Source organism: Streptomyces sp. NBC_00726 (genome assembly GCF_045161735.1).
In the GTDB taxonomy this organism is placed as follows: Bacteria; Actinomycetota; Actinomycetes; order Streptomycetales; family Streptomycetaceae; genus Streptomyces.
This window is the reverse complement of sequence record NZ_CP108983.1, coordinates 764,613-784,975: the sequence shown is the minus strand read 5'-3', so window position 1 is coordinate 784,975 and position 20,363 is coordinate 764,613. Positions and strand designations below refer to the sequence as shown.

Annotated in this window: 16 protein-coding genes; 12 read left to right on the top strand and 4 right to left on the bottom strand. The window is 71.0% G+C overall.

Translation table 11 applies throughout. From position 1 onward, the window contains the following. Positions 1-102: 102 nt before the first annotated feature. The 4 genes from secD to OG338_RS03305 all read left to right on the top strand — a co-directional run bounded on the left by secD (position 103) and on the right by OG338_RS03305 (position 6,215). Positions 103-1,857 (top strand): protein translocase subunit SecD, encoded by a 1,755-nt coding sequence (gene secD, locus OG338_RS03320; RefSeq protein ID WP_405935883.1) that lies wholly within the window; start codon positions 103-105, stop codon positions 1,855-1,857. Between the two features lies 1 nt (position 1,858). Next, positions 1,859-2,953 carry a protein translocase subunit SecF gene (secF, locus tag OG338_RS03315; RefSeq protein ID WP_405935882.1) on the top strand — a complete coding sequence of 365 codons (1,095 nt, stop codon included), beginning with the start codon at positions 1,859-1,861 and terminating at the stop codon, positions 2,951-2,953. Beyond that, positions 2,953-3,504, top strand: a complete 552-nt coding sequence (locus tag OG338_RS03310) for an adenine phosphoribosyltransferase (protein ID WP_073864348.1) — start codon at positions 2,953-2,955, stop codon at positions 3,502-3,504. Before secF ends, OG338_RS03310 begins: the two co-directional genes overlap by 1 nt. 152 nt (positions 3,505-3,656) lie before the next feature. Then, positions 3,657-6,215: a RelA/SpoT family protein gene (locus OG338_RS03305; protein WP_405935881.1), complete on the top strand. Its 2,559-nt coding sequence runs from the start codon at positions 3,657-3,659 to the stop codon at positions 6,213-6,215. A gap of 97 nt (positions 6,216-6,312) precedes the next feature. On the opposite strand, the gene OG338_RS03300 is transcribed toward OG338_RS03305, so the two are convergent. Then, positions 6,313-7,542, bottom strand: a complete 1,230-nt coding sequence (locus OG338_RS03300; RefSeq protein ID WP_405935880.1) for a DUF349 domain-containing protein — start codon at positions 7,540-7,542, stop codon at positions 6,313-6,315. Between the two features lie 173 nt (positions 7,543-7,715). Then, positions 7,716-8,510 (bottom strand): peptidylprolyl isomerase, encoded by a 795-nt coding sequence (locus tag OG338_RS03295; RefSeq protein ID WP_405935879.1) that lies wholly within the window; start codon positions 8,508-8,510, stop codon positions 7,716-7,718. A 148-nt stretch (positions 8,511-8,658) separates the two neighbouring features. On the opposite strand from OG338_RS03295, the gene OG338_RS03290 reads away from it, so the two are divergent. The 4 genes from OG338_RS03290 to OG338_RS03275 all read left to right on the top strand — a co-directional run bounded on the left by OG338_RS03290 (position 8,659) and on the right by OG338_RS03275 (position 12,995). Continuing rightward, positions 8,659-9,354: an MBL fold metallo-hydrolase gene (locus OG338_RS03290; RefSeq protein ID WP_405935878.1), complete on the top strand. Its 696-nt coding sequence runs from the start codon at positions 8,659-8,661 to the stop codon at positions 9,352-9,354. A 13-nt stretch (positions 9,355-9,367) separates the two neighbouring features. Then, positions 9,368-10,630, top strand: coding sequence for a histidine--tRNA ligase (gene hisS / locus OG338_RS03285; RefSeq protein ID WP_405935877.1), 1,263 nt, complete (start codon positions 9,368-9,370; stop codon positions 10,628-10,630). A 280-nt stretch (positions 10,631-10,910) separates the two neighbouring features. Continuing rightward, on the top strand, positions 10,911-11,546 hold the full coding sequence (locus tag OG338_RS03280) for a vitamin K epoxide reductase family protein (protein WP_405935876.1): 636 nt from the start codon (positions 10,911-10,913) through the stop codon (positions 11,544-11,546). Between the two features lie 69 nt (positions 11,547-11,615). Beyond that, positions 11,616-12,995: a replication-associated recombination protein A gene (locus OG338_RS03275; protein ID WP_405935875.1), complete on the top strand. Its 1,380-nt coding sequence runs from the start codon at positions 11,616-11,618 to the stop codon at positions 12,993-12,995. 39 nt (positions 12,996-13,034) lie between these two features. Here OG338_RS03275 and OG338_RS03270 read toward each other — a convergent pair whose 3' ends face one another. Beyond that, entirely contained in the window at positions 13,035-13,736 is a 702-nt protein-coding gene (locus OG338_RS03270) for a DUF2470 domain-containing protein (RefSeq protein WP_405935874.1), read from the bottom strand. 188 nt (positions 13,737-13,924) lie between these two features. On the opposite strand from OG338_RS03270, the gene rpsD reads away from it, so the two are divergent. Further along, positions 13,925-14,539, top strand: coding sequence for a 30S ribosomal protein S4 (gene rpsD / locus OG338_RS03265; protein WP_111333917.1), 615 nt, complete (start codon positions 13,925-13,927; stop codon positions 14,537-14,539). Here the strand turns inward: rpsD and OG338_RS03260 are convergent. Further along, positions 14,527-16,671 (bottom strand): ATP-binding protein, encoded by a 2,145-nt coding sequence (locus OG338_RS03260; protein WP_405935873.1) that lies wholly within the window; start codon positions 16,669-16,671, stop codon positions 14,527-14,529. The genes rpsD and OG338_RS03260 overlap by 13 nt on opposite strands. 219 nt (positions 16,672-16,890) lie before the next feature. On the opposite strand from OG338_RS03260, the gene OG338_RS03255 reads away from it, so the two are divergent. From OG338_RS03255 to alaS, 3 genes are read left to right on the top strand one after another with little or no spacing between them, the layout of a single operon-like run. Then, on the top strand, positions 16,891-17,331 hold the full coding sequence (locus tag OG338_RS03255; RefSeq protein WP_405935872.1) for a DUF948 domain-containing protein: 441 nt from the start codon (positions 16,891-16,893) through the stop codon (positions 17,329-17,331). A gap of 7 nt (positions 17,332-17,338) precedes the next feature. After that, positions 17,339-17,692, top strand: coding sequence for a DUF6167 family protein (locus tag OG338_RS03250; RefSeq protein ID WP_405935871.1), 354 nt, complete (start codon positions 17,339-17,341; stop codon positions 17,690-17,692). Then, positions 17,692-20,361 carry an alanine--tRNA ligase gene (gene alaS / locus OG338_RS03245; protein ID WP_405935870.1) on the top strand — a complete coding sequence of 890 codons (2,670 nt, stop codon included), beginning with the start codon at positions 17,692-17,694 and terminating at the stop codon, positions 20,359-20,361. Before OG338_RS03250 ends, alaS begins: the two co-directional genes overlap by 1 nt. The last annotated feature ends 2 nt before the right edge of the window (positions 20,362-20,363 follow it).

Here is a 20,363-nt window from a genome sequence, read left to right as displayed (position 1 = left end):
CCCGGAGCGTGCGTGCCTTCGCGGGGGCGGGTCCCCACTTAACTTCGTGGCCGCTTGGGCGCATACCCGGCGCGGGGCGGTTGGACAGGGAGAATCAACAAGGTGGCAGCACCGAAGAAGGGCCGAGGCGCGGCCGGCGGTCAGGGGAACCCAGTGCGTTCCCTGGCGCTGATCCTGATCGCCATGGTCGCCCTCACGGGCGGGATGTTCCTGGCCCACCAGCCGACGCCGCGACTCGGCATCGACCTGGCGGGCGGCACCTCCATCACGCTGGAGGCCAAGGCCGAGCCCGGCCAGGAACAGGCGATCAACAAGACCAACATGGACACCGCGGTCGAGATCATGAACCGCCGTGTCAACGGCCTGGGGGTCAGCGAGGCCGAGGTCCAGACCCAGGGCAACAGCAACATCATCGTCAACATCCCCAAGGGCACGAACTCCGCCCAGGCCAGGGAGCAGGTCGGCACCACCGCCAAGCTGTACTTCCGGCCGGTGCTGACCGTCGCCCAGGGCACGCCCACCCCGGAGCCCAGCGCCTCGCCCTCCGGCAAGGCCAGCACCTCGCCCTCCCCGAAGGCGTCCGCCTCCGAGAAGGCGACGGACGGCGACAAGGCCGCCAGCCCCTCGGACAAGCCGTCCGCGTCCGCCACCACTCAGGGCCGCGCGGTCACCGGCGCCCTGAAGGCCGACTCCTCGCCGTCGCCGAAGGCCAGCGCCACGCCGAAGGCCAGTGAGTCCGCGTCCGCCGAGGACCAGGCCGCCGCCGCCAAGCTCCAGGAGCAGTTCGCCTCGCTCGACTGCTCCAGCAAGGCGTCCCGCTCCAAGGCCGCCCAGGGCAGCAAGGCCGGCGACACCGTCGTGGCGTGCAGCCAGGAGGGCGACGCCAAGTACGTGCTCGGCCCGGCCGAGGTCTCCGGCACCGAGGTCGACAGCGCCAAGGCCGCCTTCGACCAGCAGCGCGGCATGTGGATCGTCCAGATGGAGTTCACCGGCAAGGGCTCCAAGCAGTTCCAGGCGATCACCAAGAAGCTCTCCGCGCAGCAGGAGCCGCAGAACCAGTTCGCCATCGCCCTGGACGGCGAGGTCGTCTCCGCCCCCCGCGTCAGCGAGCAGCTGAGCGGCAGCGCCGAGATCTCCGGCAGCTTCAACCAGGAGTCCGCCGAGGCCCTGGCCAACCAGCTCTCCTACGGCGCGCTCCCGCTCTCCTTCAAGGAGCAGAGCGTCACCACCGTCACCGCCGCGCTCGGCGGCGAGCAGCTGAAGGCCGGTCTCATCGCCGGCGCCATCGGCCTCGCCCTCGTCGTCATCTACCTGGTGGCCTACTACCGCGGTCTGGCGTTCATCGCCCTGCTCAGCCTCCTGGTCTCCGGCATCCTCAGCTACACGATCATGTCGCTGCTCGGCCCGGCCATCGGCTTCGCGCTGAACCTGCCGGCCGTCTGCGGTGCCATCGTGGCCATCGGTATCACCGCCGACTCGTTCATCGTGTACTTCGAACGCGTACGGGACGAGATCCGCGAGGGCCGTACGCTGCGCCCCGCCGTGGAACGCGGCTGGCCGCGCGCCCGGCGCACCATCCTGGTCTCCGACTTCGTGTCGTTCCTGGCCGCCGCCGTGCTCTTCGTGGTCACCGTCGGCAAGGTCCAGGGCTTCGCGTTCACGCTGGGCCTCACCACCCTGCTCGACGTCGTCGTGGTGTTCCTCTTCACCAAGCCGCTCCTGACGCTCATGGCCCGCAAGAAGTTCTTCGCCAGCGGCCACCCGTGGTCCGGTCTGGACCCGAAGCGCCTCGGCGCCAAGCCGCCGCTGCGCCGCTCCCGCCGTGTCAACGCCCCCACCGAACCGAAGGAGGCGTGAGATGTCGCGACTCGGGAATCTCGGCGCCCGTCTCTACCGAGGCGAGGTCGGCTACGACTTCATCGGCAAGCGCAAGATCTGGTACGGCGTCTCCGTCCTGATCACCATCACGGCCATCCTCGGGCTGGTGGTCAGCGGCCTGAACATGGGCATCGAGTTCAAGGGCGGTGCCGTCTTCACCACCCCGAAGACGAGCGTGTCCGTCGCCGAGGCGGAGGACCTGGCGTCCGATGCCTCGGGCCACCAGGCCATCGTCCAGAAGCTCGGCAACGGCGGTCTGCGCGTCCAGATCACCGAGGTCGACACCGCGAAGTCCGACCAGATCCAGGACAAGCTCGCCAAGGACCTCGGCGTCCCGCGCGAGAAGATCGCCGCCGACCTCGTCGGTCCCAGCTGGGGCGAGCAGATCGCCAACAAGGCGTGGACCGGCCTCGGCGTCTTCATGATCCTGGTCGTGATCTACCTGGCCATCGCCTTCGAGTGGCGGATGGCCGTGGCGGCCCTCGTCGCCCTGATCCACGACATCACCATCACGGTCGGTGTCTACGCCCTGGTCGGCTTCGAGGTCACCCCGGGCACCGTGATCGGTCTGCTGACCATCCTCGGTTACTCCCTCTACGACACGGTCGTCGTCTTCGACAGCCTCAAGGAGGGTACGAAGGGGATCACCAAGCAGACCCGGTGGACGTACAGCGATGTCGCCAACCGCTCCATCAACAGCACCCTGGTCCGCTCGATCAACACCACCGTCGTCGCGCTGCTGCCGGTCGCCGGTCTGCTGTTCATCGGCGGCGGCGTCCTCGGCGCCGGCATGCTGAACGACATCTCGCTCGCCCTCTTCGTCGGCCTCGCGGCCGGCGCGTACTCCTCGATCTTCATCGCCACCCCGCTGGTCGCCGACCTCAAGGAACGCGAGCCGCAGATGAAGGCCCTGAAGAAGCGGGTCCTCGCCAAGCGCGCGGCCGCCGCCGCCAAGGGTGAGACCGAGGAGGACGACCGAGGCGAGGGCGACTACGAGGACGCCGCCCCCGCCGGTGCCGTCGTCGGACAGCGCCAGCAGCCGAGGGGCCACGGCCGGACCCCGGGGAAGCGCTGATGACCAGCACCACCGAGAGCACCAGGGAGCTGCTGCTCAGCCGCATCCGTGACGTGGCGGACTACCCCAAGCCGGGCGTGATGTTCAAGGACATCACCCCGCTGCTCGCGGACCCGGTCGCCTTCACGGCCCTCACCGACGCCCTCGCGGAGCTGTGCCTGCGGCACGGCGCCACGAAGATCGTCGGCCTGGAGGCCCGCGGCTTCATCCTGGCCGCGCCCGTCGCGGTCCGGGCCGGCCTCGGCTTCGTACCGGTCCGCAAGGCCGGGAAGCTGCCGGGGGCCACGCTCAGCCAGGCGTACGAGCTGGAGTACGGCACCGCCGAGATCGAGATCCACGCGGAGGACCTGTCCGCCGACGACCGGATCATGGTCATCGACGACGTGCTCGCCACCGGCGGCACCGCCGACGCGTCCCTGGAGCTCATCCGCCGGGCCGGCGCCCAGGTCGCCGGGGTCGCCGTCCTCATGGAGCTCGGCTTCCTGGCCGGCCGGGCCCGCCTGGCCGACAGCCTGCGCGGAGCCCCGCTGGAGGCCCTGATCACGGTCTGAGGACCTGCCGCACGAACGCCGACGGGCACCCGGGAACACCCCGGGTGCCCGTCGGCGTTCGTGCGGGCTCTCACGGTCCCCGGGGGAGGACCGGCCGCCGGGTCGTTACGATGGCCCTTCCGGGAGTGTCCGGATCCGCACGAGGAGCGCTCTTGCCAGACGAGGCCCAGCCAGTCGCCGCCCCGCAGCCCGACAAGCCCGGGGGCGCCGCCGCCACGCCCGCGAAGCAGCCGCCCGCGGAGAAGCCCAAGCCGCCGGCGCCCCAGCCCGGCACGGGCCCGGCGCCCGCCGAGGCCAACGGCCCCGCGCCCGCTTCCCCCGCCCAGCCGGCCGCACCCGCCCCGACCGCGCCCAAGCCCCCCGCGAAGCCCGCCGCCGGGTCCACCTCGCCCACCGGCCCGGCCTCCCGCTCCGGCGGCTCCTCCAACCGAGTCCGGGCCCGCCTCGCCCGGCTCGGCGTCCAGCGCTCCAGCCCGTACAACCCGGTCCTCGAACCGCTGCTGCGGATCGTCCGCGGCAACGACGCCAAGACCGAGACCGCCACGCTGCGCCAGATCGAACGGGCCTACCAGGTCGCCGAGCGCTGGCACCGCGGCCAGAAGCGCAAGAGCGGCGACCCGTACATCACGCACCCGCTCGCCGTCACCACGATCCTCGCCGAGCTGGGCATGGACCCGGCAACGCTGATGGCCGGGCTGCTGCACGACACGGTCGAGGACACCGAATACGGCCTGGACACCCTGCGCCGCGACTTCGGCGACCAGGTCGCCCTGCTCGTGGACGGCGTCACCAAGCTGGACAAGGTCAAATTCGGCGAGGCCGCCCAGGCCGAGACCGTGCGCAAGATGGTCGTCGCCATGGCCAAGGACCCGCGCGTCCTGGTCATCAAGCTCGCCGACCGGCTGCACAACATGCGCACCATGCGGTATCTCAAGCGGGAGAAGCAGGAGAAGAAGGCCCGCGAGACGCTGGAGATCTACGCCCCGCTCGCCCACCGCCTGGGCATGAACACCATCAAGTGGGAGCTGGAGGACCTCGCCTTCGCGATCCTCTACCCCAAGATGTACGACGAGATCGTGCGGCTGGTCGCCGAGCGCGCGCCCAAGCGCGACGAATACCTCGCCGTCGTCACCGACGAGGTCCAGGCCGACCTGCGCGCCGCCCGTATCAAGGCCACCGTCACCGGACGGCCCAAGCACTACTACAGCGTCTACCAGAAGATGATCGTGCGGGGCCGCGACTTCGCCGAGATCTACGACCTGGTGGGCATCCGCGTCCTCGTGGACACCGTCCGCGACTGCTACGCGGCGCTCGGCACCGTACACGCGCGATGGAATCCGGTCCCCGGCCGGTTCAAGGACTACATCGCGATGCCCAAGTTCAACATGTACCAGTCACTGCACACCACGGTGATCGGTCCCAGCGGCAAGCCCGTCGAGCTCCAGATCCGTACGTTCGACATGCACCGCCGCGCCGAGTACGGCATCGCCGCGCACTGGAAGTACAAGCAGGAGGCCGTCGCGGGCGCCTCCAAGGTCCGCACCGACGTCCCCAAGAACACCGGGCGCGGCCAGGACACCGTCAACGACATGGCGTGGCTCCGCCAGCTCCTGGACTGGCAGAAGGAGACCGAGGACCCCAGCGAGTTCCTGGAGTCCCTGCGCTTCGACCTCTCGCGCAACGAGGTCTTCGTCTTCACGCCCAAGGGCGACGTCATAGCGCTGCCGGCCGGGGCCACCCCCGTCGACTTCGCGTACGCCGTCCACACGGAGGTCGGCCACCGCACGATAGGAGCACGGGTCAACGGCCGGCTGGTGCCGCTGGAGTCCACGCTCGACAACGGCGACCTGGTCGAGGTCTTCACCTCCAAGGCGGCCGGTGCCGGGCCCTCCCGCGACTGGCTGGGCTTCGTCAAGTCGCCCCGGGCCCGCAACAAAATCCGCGCCTGGTTCTCCAAGGAGCGCCGCGACGAGGCGATCGAGCAGGGCAAGGACGCCATCGCGCGGGCCATGCGCAAGCAGAACCTGCCGATCCAGCGCATCCTGACCGGCGACTCGCTGGTCACCCTGGCCCACGAGATGCGCTACCCCGACATCTCGTCCCTGTACGCCGCGATCGGCGAGGGCCATGTCGCCGCCGCGGGCGTCGTGCAGAAGCTGGTCCAGGCCCTCGGCGGCGAGGACGCGGCCAACGAGGACCTGGAGGAGAGCACCCCGCCCTCCCGCAGCCGCACCAAGCGCCGCTCCAACGCCGACCCCGGGGTCGTCGTCAAGGGCGTGGACGACGTCTGGGTCAAGCTCGCCCGCTGCTGTACGCCCGTGCCCGGCGACCCCATCATCGGCTTCGTCACCCGGGGCAGCGGCGTCTCCGTGCACCGCGCGGACTGCGTGAACGTCGACTCGCTCTCCCAGCAGCCGGAACGGATTCTGGAAGTCGAGTGGGCGCCCACCCAGTCCTCGGTGTTCCTGGTCGCCATCCAGGTCGAGGCGCTGGACCGCTCCCGGCTCCTGTCGGACGTCACCCGGGTCCTCTCGGACCAGCACGTGAACATCCTGTCCGCCGCCGTCCAGACGTCCCGGGACCGGGTGGCCACCTCGCGCTTCACCTTCGAGATGGGCGACCCGAAGCACCTCGGCCACGTCCTGAAGGCGGTACGGGGCGTGGAGGGCGTCTACGACGTCTACCGGGTGACCTCGGCCCGCCGGCCGTAGCCGGGCGTTTCCGGACGTACGTGAGAGGGCCCTTCCGCGTGGTGCGGAAGGGCCCCTCTTCTTGTAGTACGGACCTTCTTGTAGTACGGAAGCCGGATCAGCCGCCGAACTCCTCCAGGCCCTTGAGCGCCTGGTCGAGCAGGGCCTGCCGGCCCTCCAGCTCACGGGCCAGCTTGTCCGCGCGGGCGTTGTTGCCCGAGGCACGGGCCGCGTCGATCTGGCCGCGCAGCTTGTCCACGGCCGCCTGGAGCTGACCGGTCAGACCCGCGGCGCGGGCCCGCGCCTCCGGGTTCGTCCGGCGCCACTCGGCCTCCTCGGCCTCCTGGAGCGCCCGCTCCACGGCCTGCATCCGCCCCTCGACCTTCGGACGGGCGTCACGCGGTACGTGGCCGATGGCCTCCCAGCGCTCGTTGACGCCCCGGAACGCGGCCCGGGCCGCCTTCAGGTCCGTCACCGGCACCAGCTTCTCGGCCTCGTCGGCGAGCTCCTCCTTCAGCTTGAGGTTCTCGCCCTGCTCCGCGTCGCGCTCCGCGAAGACCTCGCCACGGGCGGCGAAGAAGACGTCCTGCGCACCGCGGAAACGGTTCCACAGCTCGTCCTCGGCCTCGCGCTGGGCACGGCCCGCCGCCTTCCACTGGGTCATCAGGTCGCGGTAGCGGGCGGCCGTGGCCCCCCAGTCCGTGGACCCGGAGAGCGCCTCGGCCTCCGTGACCAGCTTCTCCTTGACCTTGCGGGCCTCCTCGCGCTGGGCGTCCAGCGAGGCGAAGTGGGCCTTGCGGCGCTTGGAGAACGCCGAGCGGGCGTGCGAGAAGCGGTGCCACAGCTCGTCGTCGGACTTGCGGTCGAGCCTGGGCAGGCCCTTCCACGTGTCCACGAGGGCGCGCAGCCGCTCGCCCGCGGAGCGCCACTGCTCGCTCTGCGCCAGCTCCTCGGCCTCGGCGACCAGGGCCTCCTTGGCGTGCTTCGCCTCGTCGGCCTGCTTCGCCTTCTGGGCCTTGCGCTCCTCGCGCCGCGAATCGACCGTCGCGACGAGCGCGTCCAGCCGCTTGCGCAGCGCGTCCAGGTCGCCGACGGCATGGTGCTCGTCGACCTGGGTGCGCAGGTGCTCGATGGCGGCCGTCGCGTCCTTCGCGGACAGATCGGTGGTCTTCACCCGCCGTTCGAGGAGGCCGATCTCGACCACAATGCCCTCGTACTTGCGCTCGAAGTAGGCCAGGGCCTCCGCCGGTGAACCGGCCTGCCACGATCCGACGACCTGCTCGCCATCGGCTGTACGCACGTACACGGTGCCCGTCTCATCGACACGGCCCCACGGGTCGCTGCTCACAGCGCCTCCTCCACCTGATGCCCGCGAGGGGATCACCCCCCTGGCATCGTCCACAGTTTCCTGGGGCGGGCACCGCCCGCCCTGCACGACGCCAATCTAGGCGACGGGCCGCCCGGCTGTCCGCACTCAGCACGGCTGGATTTATTCGCAGCCCGGCGGGCCCGCCACCGGAATCACACCTTGTCGACGGTCAGCTTCGAGATGTTCACGGCCTTCTTCGGCGCCCCGTCGGGGCCGCCGCCGTCCACTCCGGCCTTGCCGATGGCCTCGACGGCCTTCAGCGACTTCGCGTCCATCGTGCCGAACGGCGTGTACGTGGGCGGCAGCTTGCTGTCCTTGTAGACCAGGAAGAACTGGCTGCCGCCGGTGTGCTCCTGGCCGGTGTTGGCCATCGCCACCGTGCCCGCCGGGTACGTCACCGAGCCGTCCGCGCCCGCCTTGCCCAGCGCGGTCAGATTCTCGTCGGGGATGGTGTAGCCCGGACCGCCGGTGCCGTCGCCCTTGGGGTCGCCGCACTGGAGGACGTAGATGTTCTCCGTGGTCAGCCGGTGGCACTTGGTGCCGTCGAAGAACTTCTTGTCGGCCAGCGACTTGAAGGAGTTCGTCGTGTGCGGGGTCTTCGACGCGTCCATGGTGAACGCGATGTCGCCCTGGCTCGTCGTGAGCGACATCGTGTACTCGGCCTTCTTGTCGATCTTCATCGCCGGCTCGGGCTTCGCCTCCTCCGTGGGGGAGGGCGACGCCTCGGCGGACGGGCTCTGGCTCGCCGCCGCGTCCGTCTTGTCCTTGTCGTCGTTCCCGCTGGTGGCGAGGTACGTCGCGCCGCCGATGACCGCCACCACGGCGACCGCCGAGGTGATGGCGAGCGTCAGCCGCCTCGTACGCCGCCGGGCCTCCTCCCGGCGCTGCTGCTGCCGCTCGTACTTCTCCCGGGCGAGCTGCCGCCGCCGCTGATCGCTGGTGACCACCGGGTGTCTCCTTGTACGTCGTGTGTTCGGGCCTGGGTCGCCCCGTACGGTATATGGGTTAGCTGTGGAATGAGGAGCGCCGGTAGGCTCTGAACTGCTGTGACCTCGCGGTCGCTCTTCCGCGCAGGACTACCGATTAAGGACGATCGTGCTGATTGCCGGTTTCCCCGCCGGGGCCTGGGGGACCAACTGTTACCTGGTCGCCCCCGCCGCGGGTGAGGAGTGCGTGATCATCGACCCGGGCCACCGGGCCGCCGCCGGAGTCGAGGAGACGCTGAAGAAGCATCGGCTCAAGCCCGTCGCCGTCGTCCTCACCCACGGCCACATCGACCACGTCGCCTCGGTCGTCCCGGTCTGCGGCGCGCACGACGTCCCCGCCTGGATCCACCCCGAGGACCGCTACATGATGAGCGACCCGGAGAAGGCGCTCGGCCGCGCCATCGGGATGCCGCTCATGGGCGAGCTGACGGTGGGGGAGCCGGACGACGTCCAGGAGCTGACCGACGGCGCCCGGCTGAGCCTCGCGGGCATGGAGTTCGGCGTCGCGCACGCGCCCGGCCATACCAAGGGGTCGGTGACGTTCAGGATGCCCGAGAACCCGGAGATCCCCCCGGTCCTCTTCTCGGGCGACCTGCTCTTCGCCGGCTCCGTCGGACGCACCGACCTGCCCGGCGGCGACCACGCCGAGCTCCTTGAGTCGCTGGCCCGTGTGTGCCTGCCGCTCGACGACTCGACCGTGGTGCTGTCCGGCCACGGCCCCCAGACGACCATCGGCCGCGAGCGCGCCACCAACCCGTTTCTGACCGGGCTGACCGGTGCGGACGCGCCCCGACGAGGAATGTGACGAGAGCGACATCGTGAGCACCTTCAAGGCCCCCAAGGGCACGTACGACCTGACCCCGCCGGACTCCGCGAAGTACCTGGCGGTGCGCGAGGCGATCGCCGCCCCGCTGAAGAACTCCGGCTACGGCTACATCGAGACCCCCGGCTTCGAGGACGTGGCCCTCTTCTCGCGCGGCGTCGGCGAGTCCACCGACATCGTGACCAAGGAGATGTACACCCTCACCACCAAGGGCGGTTCCCAGCTCGCCCTGCGCCCCGAGGGCACCGCGTCGGTGCTCCGCGCGGCGCTGGAGGCCAACCTCCACAAGCTGGGCAACCTGCCGGTCAAGCTCTGGTACTCCGGCTCGTACTACCGCTACGAGCGCCCGCAGAAGGGCCGCTACCGCCACTTCTCGCAGGTCGGCGCGGAGGCCATCGGCGCCGAGGACCCGGCGCTCGACGCCGAGCTGATCATCCTCGCCGACCAGGCGTACCGCGCGTTGGGCCTGCGCGAGTTCCGCATCCTGCTGAACTCGCTGGGCGACAAGGAGTGCCGCCCCGTCTACCGGGACGCGCTCCAGGGCTTCCTGCGCGAGCTGGACCTGGACGAGGAGACCCGCCGGCGCATCGAGATCAACCCGCTGCGCGTCCTGGACGACAAGCGCCCCGAGGTCCAGAAGCAGCTGACCGGCGCCCCGGTGCTGCGCGACTTCCTCTGCGACGCGTGCAAGGCGTACCACGAGCAGGTCCGCGACCTGCTCAACGAGGCCGGGGTGATCTACGAGGACGACGAGAAGCTGGTCCGCGGCCTCGACTACTACACCCGCACCACCTTCGAGTTCGTCCACGACGGTCTGGGCTCGCAGTCCGCGGTGGGCGGCGGCGGCCGCTACGACGGGCTCTCCGAGATGATCGGCGGCCCGGCGCTCCCGTCGGTCGGCTGGGCGCTCGGCGTGGACCGCACGGTCCTCGCGCTGGAGGCCGAGGGCATCGAGCTGGACCTGCCCTCCGCCACCAGCGTCTTCGCGGTCCCGCTCGGCGAGGAGGCGCGCCGGGTCCTGTTCGGCGTCGTCACCCGGCTGCGCCGGGAGGGCGTGGCGGCGGACTTCGCGTTCGGCGGCCGGGGGCTGAAGGGCGCGATGAAGAGCGCCAACCGCTCGGGCGCCCGGTTCACGATCGTGGCCGGCGAGCGCGACCTGGCCGAGGGCCACGTCCAGCTCAAGGACATGGAGTCCGGCGAGCAGACACCGGTCCCCGTCTCCGACGTGGCCGAGACGGTCCGCGCGCGCCTCGCCTGAGACGTGCTGGAGGGGGCGGGCCGCGTGCCCGCCCCCTCCAGCGTCAACGTGGTGGGTGTGGATTCATCCCGCACGGTGATTCCGTCCATACGGGATGTGACGGCCGGGGAGGCGTGAGCGGGACGCGATCCGCCTCGTCGCGGCGGCGGGGCCCGGGATCCGCTGCGGGACGGGCCCGCTCGGGTGCGTACGTCTTTATGTGCATCGAACGGAACTGCGGCCGTGCCGTGCGGCACAATGACCCTGCCCCAGCAGGCTACTCAGTGACGGAAACGGCGATATGACGACTGCAGCGGTTGACCATCCCTCCTCCGACCAGGACGAGAGGGGCGGGAAGCGGACCATCGGCGGCAGCCGCGCGCTGGCCATCCTGCTCATGATCACGGGTGCCGCCGGAACGCTCGCCGCATGGGTCATCACGCTCGACAAGCTCAAGATGATGGAGGACCCCTCCTTCATCCCCGGGTGCAGCCTCAACCCCGTGGTCGCCTGCGGCAACATCATGAAGAGCGAGCAGGCGTCCGCCTTCGGCTTCCCCAACCCCTGGCTCGGCATGGTCACCTACCCGGTGATCATCGCCATCGGCCTGGCCATCCTCGCCGGAGCCCGCTTCCGTCCCTGGTACTGGCTCGGTATGAACGCGGGCACGCTGTTCGGCGTCGGCTTCTGCACCTGGCTCCAGTACCAGTCGCTGTACAACATCAACTCGCTGTGCCTGTGGTGCTGCCTGGCCTGGGTCGCCACCATCCTCATGTTCTGCTACGTCACCACGCACAACATCCGGCACCGGATCATCCCCGCGCCCTCCTGGCTGCGCAACGGCCTCACCGAATTCCACTGGGTGCCCCCGGTGCTCTGGGTCGGCATCATCGGCATGCTGATCCTGACCCGCTGGTGGGACTTCTGGACCAGCTGACCCCCCGTACCGCCGGGCCGGACCACCGGCCCGGCGGCGTTGTCAGTGGGGTGACATAGGCTTCGAGACGTGGAGCCCGACCTCTTTACCGCCGCTGCCGAAGACCGCCAGGAGAAGGATCCGTCCAGCAGCCCGCTGGCCGTCCGGATGCGTCCTCGCACCCTGGACGAGGTCGTTGGCCAGCAGCATCTGCTCAAGCCGGGCTCGCCCCTGCGCCGCCTGGTCGGTGAGAGCGGCGGCGGACCGGCCGGCCCCTCGTCGGTCATCCTTTGGGGCCCGCCCGGGACCGGCAAGACCACCCTCGCGTACGTGGTCAGCAAGGCGACGAACAAGCGCTTCGTGGAGCTCTCCGCGATCACCGCCGGCGTCAAGGAAGTCCGCGCCGTGATCGAGGGCGCCCGCCGCGCCACCGGGGGCTACGGCAAGGAGACCGTCCTCTTCCTGGACGAGATCCACCGCTTCTCCAAGGCCCAGCAGGACTCCCTGCTCCCCGCCGTCGAGAACCGCTGGGTCACCCTGATCGCCGCGACCACGGAGAACCCGTACTTCTCCGTCATCTCCCCGCTCCTCTCCCGCTCGCTGCTGCTCACACTGGAGCCGCTGACCGACGACGACCTGCGCGGCCTGCTGCGCCGCGCCCTCACCGACGAGCGCGGGCTCGGCGGAGCGGTGGGCCTGTCGGAGGACGCCGAGGAGCATCTGCTGCGCATCGCCGGCGGCGACGCCCGACGCGCGCTGACCGCCCTGGAGGCCGCCGCCGGGGCCGCGCTGTCCAAGCGGGAGGAGGAGATCACGCTCCTCACCCTGGAGGAGACCGTCGACCGGGCGGCCGTGAAGTACGACCGGGACGGCGACCAGCACTACGACGTGGCCAGCGCCCTGATCAAGTCGATCCGGGGCTCCGACGTCGACGCGGCCCTGCATTATCTGGCCCGCATGATCGAGGCGGGGGAGGACCCGCGGTTCATCGCCCGGCGGCTGATGATCTCGGCCAGTGAGGACATCGGCCTCGCCGACCCCACGGCACTGCCCACCGCGGTCGCGGCCGCCCAGGCGGTGGCCCTGATCGGCTTCCCCGAAGCGGCGCTCACCCTCAGCCACGCCACCATCGCCCTGGCCCTCGCCCCCAAGTCCAACGCGGCGACGCTGGCGATCTCCGCCGCCCGCGAGGACATCCGCAAGGGGCTGGCCGGCCCGGTTCCGGCCCATCTGCGCGACGGCCACTACAAGGGCGCGGCCAAGCTGGGCCACGCCCAGGGCTACGTCTACCCGCACGACGTGCCCGGTGCCATCGCCGCCCAGCAGTACGCCCCGGACGCGGTGAGCGACAAGCAGTACTACCGCCCCACCCGCTACGGTGCCGAGGCGCGGTACGCGGACGTGGTGGACCGGGTCAGGGAGCGGCTGGGCCGGACGGCCGGCGAGGACGACGGGACGGGCACGGCCTGAGTCCGTGCCCGGCGGGCGTCCGGGGCGCGCGCCCCTCCCTCAGTGACCGGCGGCCGCGAAGAGCGTGTGCATGGCGTGGCTGAGCTCCACCACGTCCCGCACCGGCTCGGGGAACTCGAAGCGGGCGTCGAAGCAGCCGCCCTCCCGCTCGCAGAAGCGCACCCGCAGCCCGAACCGGTCCAGCACCAGCGGCACCACGGCCGGCCGGTGGTCGGGGCAGGAGCACACGGCCCGCTCGCCGAGCAGCTCGCACAGCGACGCCAGCTCCTCCGTGTGCGACGAGTAGAGGTGCTGGAGCAGCTCGGCCTCGTGCAGGGCGAGCGGATCGGGCGCGGCGTCGCGGAAGCTCTCGGCCTCGACGTCCTCCACCCCCCACAGGTCGTCGATGTGCGCCTCGTCCGTCTCCAGGCGCAGCATCATCCGGCCGGCGCCCGCCATCCCGGGCACGGCGGTCAGCCAGCCGCTGACCCGGGCCCGGCCCCGGATACGGTGGGGCACCGAGACCGGAGCGACGTCCGTGATCTCCAGCACGGCCGGCAGCTCGTCGTCCTGGGCGTGCGTCGCGGCCCGTACGGCCGGGGAGTCCGCGGGGAATTCCAGGAACAGATCGCCGTCCGGTCCCACGCCCCGGGACAGCGGCATGAGCTGGTCCGAGCCCGCGGTTTCGAGCCCGGGAACGAGCAGTACCGCGGAGCAGGTACTCTGTACGAGAGTTCGTGTGCGCTCGGCTGCTGACGGCATCCGTGTGATTTCAAGCCCGCTGGGACGCGGCTGACCACGATCTGATCGGTCCTCCGTCATCTCGACGCCATCAGGCGCGTCGATGCTGTCTGTGCTGTCCGTGACGTGTGTGGTGTTCCCAGGGCGAGACATGCGATCTCCTTGAGTAAGGTGAGCCTAACCTAACCTACAACGGAGGTCTGGAGAACGTGCCTAATCAGTCGCGTCCCAAGGTCAAGAAGAGCCGCGCGCTCGGCATCGCGCTGACGCCGAAGGCGGTCAAGTACTTCGAGGCCCGCCCCTACCCGCCGGGCGAGCACGGCCGCGGCCGCAAGCAGAACTCGGACTACAAGGTCCGTCTGCTGGAGAAGCAGCGTCTGCGCGCGCAGTACGACATCAGCGAGCGCCAGATGGCGCGTGCCTACGACCGCGCCAAGAAGGCCGAGGGCAAGACGGGCGAGGCGCTGGTCGTCGAGCTGGAGCGCCGTCTCGACGCGCTGGTCCTGCGTTCGGGCATCGCCCGGACCATCTACCAGGCCCGTCAGATGGTCGTCCACGGCCACATCGAGGTCAACGGCGGCAAGGTCGACAAGCCGTCGTTCCGCGTCCGCCCGGACGACATCGTGATGGTCCGCGAGCGCAGCCGCGAGAAGCACCCCTTCCAGGTGGCCCGCGAGGGTGGTTACGCCACGGACGGCGAGACCCCCCGCTACCTCCAGGTGAACCTGAAGGCCCTGGCCTTCCGCCTTGACCGGGACCCGAACCGCAAGGAAATCCCCGTGATCTGCGACGAGCAGCTCGTCGTCGAGTACTACGCCCGCTGATCCAGGCGTAGCCGCTCTTCACCGGCGCTCTGGCCCGCCCCTTCCCGGTCCCCGGGGAGGCGGCGGGCTTTCGCGTTCTCCCGCGTCAGCAGCGCCCGGGCGACCGCCGCGTCCGCCGCCAGCTCACCGCCCGCGCCGAGCGCCGCCGCGTACCGCGCCCCGCCCAGCTCCCGCAGCGCCAGCTCCTCGCAGCGGGCCCTCGGCGCCCCGTAGTACGCCGAGCCGAACAGCGGCAGTCCCACCGACGGCCAGATCCGGTCGGCGGCCCCCTGGAGCAGCGCCGCCTCGGCCGCGTCCCCCTCGGTGACCGTGACCAGGGCCAGCAGTTCGAGGGCGAGGACCGTGCCGAGCAGATCGTGGAAGCCGTGGCTGATGGCCAGCGATTCGAGGAGCAGCCCCCGGGCCCGTTCCGGGCCGCCCCGCTCCAGGGCGGCGTAGGCCAGGACGTACAGCGCGTAGCTCAGGGTCCACCGCTCGCCGTGGTCCTCGCAGATGTCCCGGACCTCCTCGCAGATTGCGACGGCCCGCTCCGCGTCCCCCAGGAAGCCGGTGGCCATGGCCAGTTCGACCTGGGCCATCAGGACGTTGCTGTTCAGCTCGCCCAGCTCCCGGTAGCGGACGAGCGCGTCGTCCAGGAGATCCCGGGCGCGCTCCATGTCGTCGGTGACCAGGGCCAGGCACCCGGTGCGGTGCACGGCGTACGCGGCCGCGGTGGCGTCACCCGTGGCCTCGGCCTCCTCCCGGCACTCCGTCAGTGCGGAGATCGCCCCCACCGGGTCCCCCTGGAGGACGGCCACGTATCCCAGTACCCACAGGGCCTTCAGCCTGGAGGAGTCGTACGGGGTCTCCTCCTCCAGCACGTGCTCCAGCCAGTGCCGGCCCTCCGAGAGGCGCCCGCAGCCGACCCACAGGAACCACAGCGTGCCCGCCAGATACTGCGCCAGATGCGCCTCCTGCGGGCTCTCCAGCGAGCACTCCATCGCCCGGCGCAGGTTCGGCAGCTCGCTCTCGGCCCGGGCCGCCACCTCCGCCTGCCGGGGGCTGAACCAGTCCAGCTCGCACCAGGTCGCGAGCCCCAGGAACCAGTCGCGGTGCCGCCGGCGCAGCCGGTCGGTGTCCCCGGTTGCGGCCAGCCACTCGGCCCCGTACTCGCGCACGGTGTCCAGCATCCGGTAGCGGGTGCCGGCGGGGGAGTCCTCGCGCAGCACCACGGACTGGGCCAGCAGCCCGGACAGTACGTCCAGCACCGAGTCGGCGGGCAGGTCCGGCCCGCTGCAGATGTACTCGACGGCCTCCAGGTCGAACTGCCCGGCGAAGACCGAGAGCCGGGCCCACAGCAGCCGCTGCGGCGGCGCGCACAGCTCATGGCTCCAGCCGATGGCCGTCCGCAGCGTCTGGTGCCGCTCCAGCGCGCCCCGGCTGCCCCCGGTCAGCAGCCGGAAGCGGTCGTCGAGGCGTTGCAGCACCTGCTCGGTCGACAGGGCCCGCAGCCGCCCCGCCGCCAGCTCCAGAGCCAGCGGAATCCCGTCGAGCCGGCGGCACAGCTCCCGGGCGTGGGCACGGCCGCGCTCGGTCAGCCGGAAGTCGGGGCGCACTCCGGCGGCCCGCTCGGCGAACAGCCGGAGCGCGTCCTCGTCGGTCATGGTCGCGAGCGGGTGGACGGCCTCGCCCGCCAGCTCCAGCGGCAGCCGGCCGGCCGCGAGGACCCGCAGCCGCGGGGCGCGGCGCAGCAGCTCCCGTACCAGCGTGGCGCAGTCGTCCACCAGGTGTTCGAAGCCGTCGATCACCAGCAGAAGGCCGCGCTCCGCGCAGTGCTCCACGATCGCCGTACGGGGCGGCCGGACGGTGTGGTCGGTGAGCCCCAGCGCCTCGGCCACGGCGTGTTCCAGCAGCCCGGCGTCATGGACGGAGGACAGCTCCACCAGCCACACCCCGTCGCAGTACCGTTTCTCCAACAGTGCCGCGGCTCTGGTGACCAGGCGGGTCTTGCCGACCCCGCCCACCCCGGTCACGGTGACGAGCCGGGATTCTTCCAGCGAGCGGGCGAGCGCGGCCAGCTCGGTCTCCCGGCCCACGAAGTCGTTCAGCTCGGCGGGCAGATTGCCCGGGTGCGGATTCTGAGGGCGTCGCATGAGACACGCAGAGTACTGGCTTGAAAGCGCTCCGTACAATCTCGTCTCGCTCATCCCCGCCGCACGCCCGGGCAATGCGGTGCGGGGCGTGAGCCCCGGCGCGATAGGCTCGGGGGAAGGTGACGGGCCGCCACGACGGCCCTCGCCGCGGAGCAAGAGAAACAAGACAGAGACAGACGACAAGCCAGAGAGCGCGGGTGCACTGTGTCCGGTGGTGAGGTGGCCGGGATCCTGGTGGCCGTCTTCTGGGCGATCCTGGTTTCGTTCCTCGCCGTCGTGCTGGTGAGGCTCGCCCAGACGCTCAGGGCGACCACCCGACTCGTGGCGGACGTGACCGAACAGGCCGTCCCCCTGCTCGCGGACGCCTCCGCGACCGTACGCTCCGCGCAGACCCAGCTGGACAAGGTCGACGCCATCGCGACGGACGTGCAGGAAGTCACCTCCAACGCCTCGGCGCTGTCCACCACCGTCGCCTCCGCCTTCGGCGGGCCGCTGGTCAAGGTCGCCGCGTTCGGCTACGGGGTACGGCAGGCCATCGGCCGCCGGTCCGCCCCCGAACCGGAGGCGCGGTCCCGGCGCTCGGTGATCGTCGGCCGGACCGTCCCGTCCGCGCGCGGCAGGAAGCGCGGCGGCCGAAATTCCCGCGGATCTAAGGACTGACGCAGCGATGTTCCGCCGTACGTTCTGGTTCACCGCCGGCGCAGCCGCCGGGGTATGGGCCACCACCAAGGTCAACCGGAAGATCAAGCAGCTGACCCCCGAAAGCCTCGCGGCGCAGGCCGCCGACAAGGCGATCGTGGCCGGTCACAAGCTCAAGGACTTCGCGCTGGACGTCCGCGAGGGCATGGTCAGGCGCGAGGCCGAACTCGGCGAGGCGCTGGGCCTCGAAGCGGCGGACCCCCGCGAACTGCCGCCGGCGGGCCGCCCGGCCGTCGAGGCCGCCACCGCGGACCCGCACCGGGCCCCCGCCGCCTACCGCAAGCTCCCCTACCACTCGTACAACCGGAATGAGGACCACTGATGGAGTCGGCAGAAATTCGCCGCCGCTGGCTGAGCTTCTACGAGGAGCGCGGTCACACCGTTGTCCCTTCGGCGTCGCTCATCGCGGACGACCCGACTCTGCTGCTGGTCCCCGCCGGCATGGTGCCCTTCAAGCCCTACTTCCTCGGTGAGGTCAAGCCGCCCGCCCCGCGCGTCACCAGCGTGCAGAAGTGCGTGCGCACGCCGGACATCGAGGAGGTCGGCAAGACCACCCGGCACGGCACCTTCTTCCAGATGTGCGGCAACTTCTCGTTCGGCGACTACTTCAAGGAAGGCGCCATCGAGTACGCCTGGGAGCTGCTGACCGGCTCCGTGGCGGACGGCGGCTTCGGGCTCGACCCCGAGCGCCTGTGGATCACCGTCTACCTGGACGACGACGAGGCCGAGGCCATCTGGCGCGACAGGATCGGCGTCCCCGCCGAGCGCATCCAGCGCCTGGGCAAGAAGGACAACTTCTGGTCCATGGGCGTCCCCGGCCCCTGCGGCCCGTGCTCCGAGATCAACTACGACCGCGGTCCGGAGTTCGGCGTCGAGGGCGGCCCGGCCGTCAACGACGAGCGGTACGTGGAGATCTGGAACCTGGTCTTCATGCAGTACGAGCGCGGCGCCGGCGAGGGCAAGGACGACTTCCCGATCCTCGGCGACCTGCCCTCCAAGAACATCGACACCGGTCTCGGCCTCGAACGCCTCGCGATGATCCTGCAAGGCGTGCGGAACATGTACGAGACCGACACCCTGCGCGTCGTCATGGACCGCGCCACCGAGCTGACCGGGGTGCGGTACGGCGCGGCCGAGGGCACCGACGTCTCGCTGCGCGTGGTCGCCGACCACATCCGCACCTCCGTCATGCTCATCGGCGACGGCGTCACCCCCGGCAACGAGGGCCGCGGCTATGTGCTGCGCCGCATCATGCGCCGCGCTATCCGCAACATGCGCCTGATGGGCGCCACCGGCTCCGTCGTCCGCGAGCTGGTCGATGTCGTGGTCGACACGATGGGGCAGCAGTACCCCGAGCTGATCACCGACCGCAAGCGCATCGAGACCGTCGCGCTCGCGGAGGAGGCCGCCTTCCTCAAGGCCCTCAAGGGCGGCACCAACATCCTGGAGACCGCCGTCACCGAGACCAGGGCCGCCGGCGGCACGGTCCTCGCCGGCGACAAGGCGTTCCTGCTCCACGACACCTGGGGCTTCCCGATCGACCTCACCCTGGAGATGGCCGCCGAGCAGGGGCTCTCCGTGGACGAGGACGGGTTCCGCCGCCTCATGCAGGAGCAGCGCGCCAAGGCCAAGGCCGACGCCAAGGCCAAGAAGACCGGTCACGCCGACCTCTCCGCCTACCGCGAGGTCGCCGACAACTCCGGCGTCACCGAGTTCACCGGCTACACCATGACCGAGGGTGAGTCGACCGTCGTCGGCCTCCTCGTGGACGGTGTCCCCTCGCCCGCCGCCACCGAGGGCGACGAGGTCGAGATCGTCCTCGACCGCACCCCGTTCTACGCCGAGGGCGGCGGCCAGCTCGCCGACCAGGGCCGTATCCGGCTCGACAGCGGCGCCGTCATCGTCGTCCGCGACGTCCAGCAGCCGGTCCCGGGCGTCTCCGTGCACAAGGGCTCCGTCCAGGTCGGCGAGGTCACGGTCGGCGCGTCCGCGTACGCCGCCATCGACTCCACCCGCCGCCGCGCCATCGCCCGCGCCCACAGCGCCACGCACCTCACTCACCAGGCGCTGCGCGACGCGCTCGGTCCGACGGCCGCCCAGGCCGGTTCGGAGAACTCCCCGGGCCGCTTCCGCTTCGACTTCGGTTCGCCCGCCGCCGTTCCCGGCACGGTCCTCACCGACGTCGAGCAGAAGATCAACGAGGTCCTGGCCCGCGAGCTCGACGTGCAGGCCGAGGTCATGTCGATCGACGAGGCGAAGAAGCAGGGCGCCATCGCGGAGTTCGGCGAGAAGTACGGCGAGCGCGTCCGCGTCGTCACCATCGGGGACTTCTCCAAGGAGCTCTGCGGCGGTACGCACGTCCACAACACCGCCCAGCTCGGCCTGGTCAAGCTGCTCGGCGAGTCCTCCATCGGGTCCGGCGTGCGCCGCATCGAGGCCCTGGTCGGCGTCGACGCGTACAACTTCCTGGCCCGGGAGCACACGGTCGTCGCCCAGCTCCAGGAGCTGGTCAAGGGCCGTCCCGAGGAGCTGCCCGAGAAGATCGCGGGCATGCTCGGCAAGCTGAAGGACGCCGAGAAGGAGATCGAGAAGTTCCGCGCGGAGAAGGTCCTCGCGGCCGCCGCCGGGCTCGTGGACTCCGCGAAGGACGTCCGGGGCATCGCCCTGGTCACCGGCCAGGTGCCGGACGGCACCTCCGCCGACGACCTGCGCAAGCTCGTCCTCGACGTGCGCGGCCGCATCCAGGGCGGCCGCCCGGCCGTCGTCGCGCTGTTCACGACGGCCAACGGGCGCCCGCTGACCGTCATCGCGACCAACGAGGCGGCCCGCGAGCGCGGCCTCAAGGCCGGCGACCTCGTCCGTACCGCCGCCAAGACCCTCGGTGGCGGGGGCGGCGGCAAGCCGGACGTCGCCCAGGGCGGCGGCCAGAACCCGGCGGCGATCGGTGACGCCGTCGCCGCCGTCGAACGCCTCGTCACCGAGACGGCGTGACG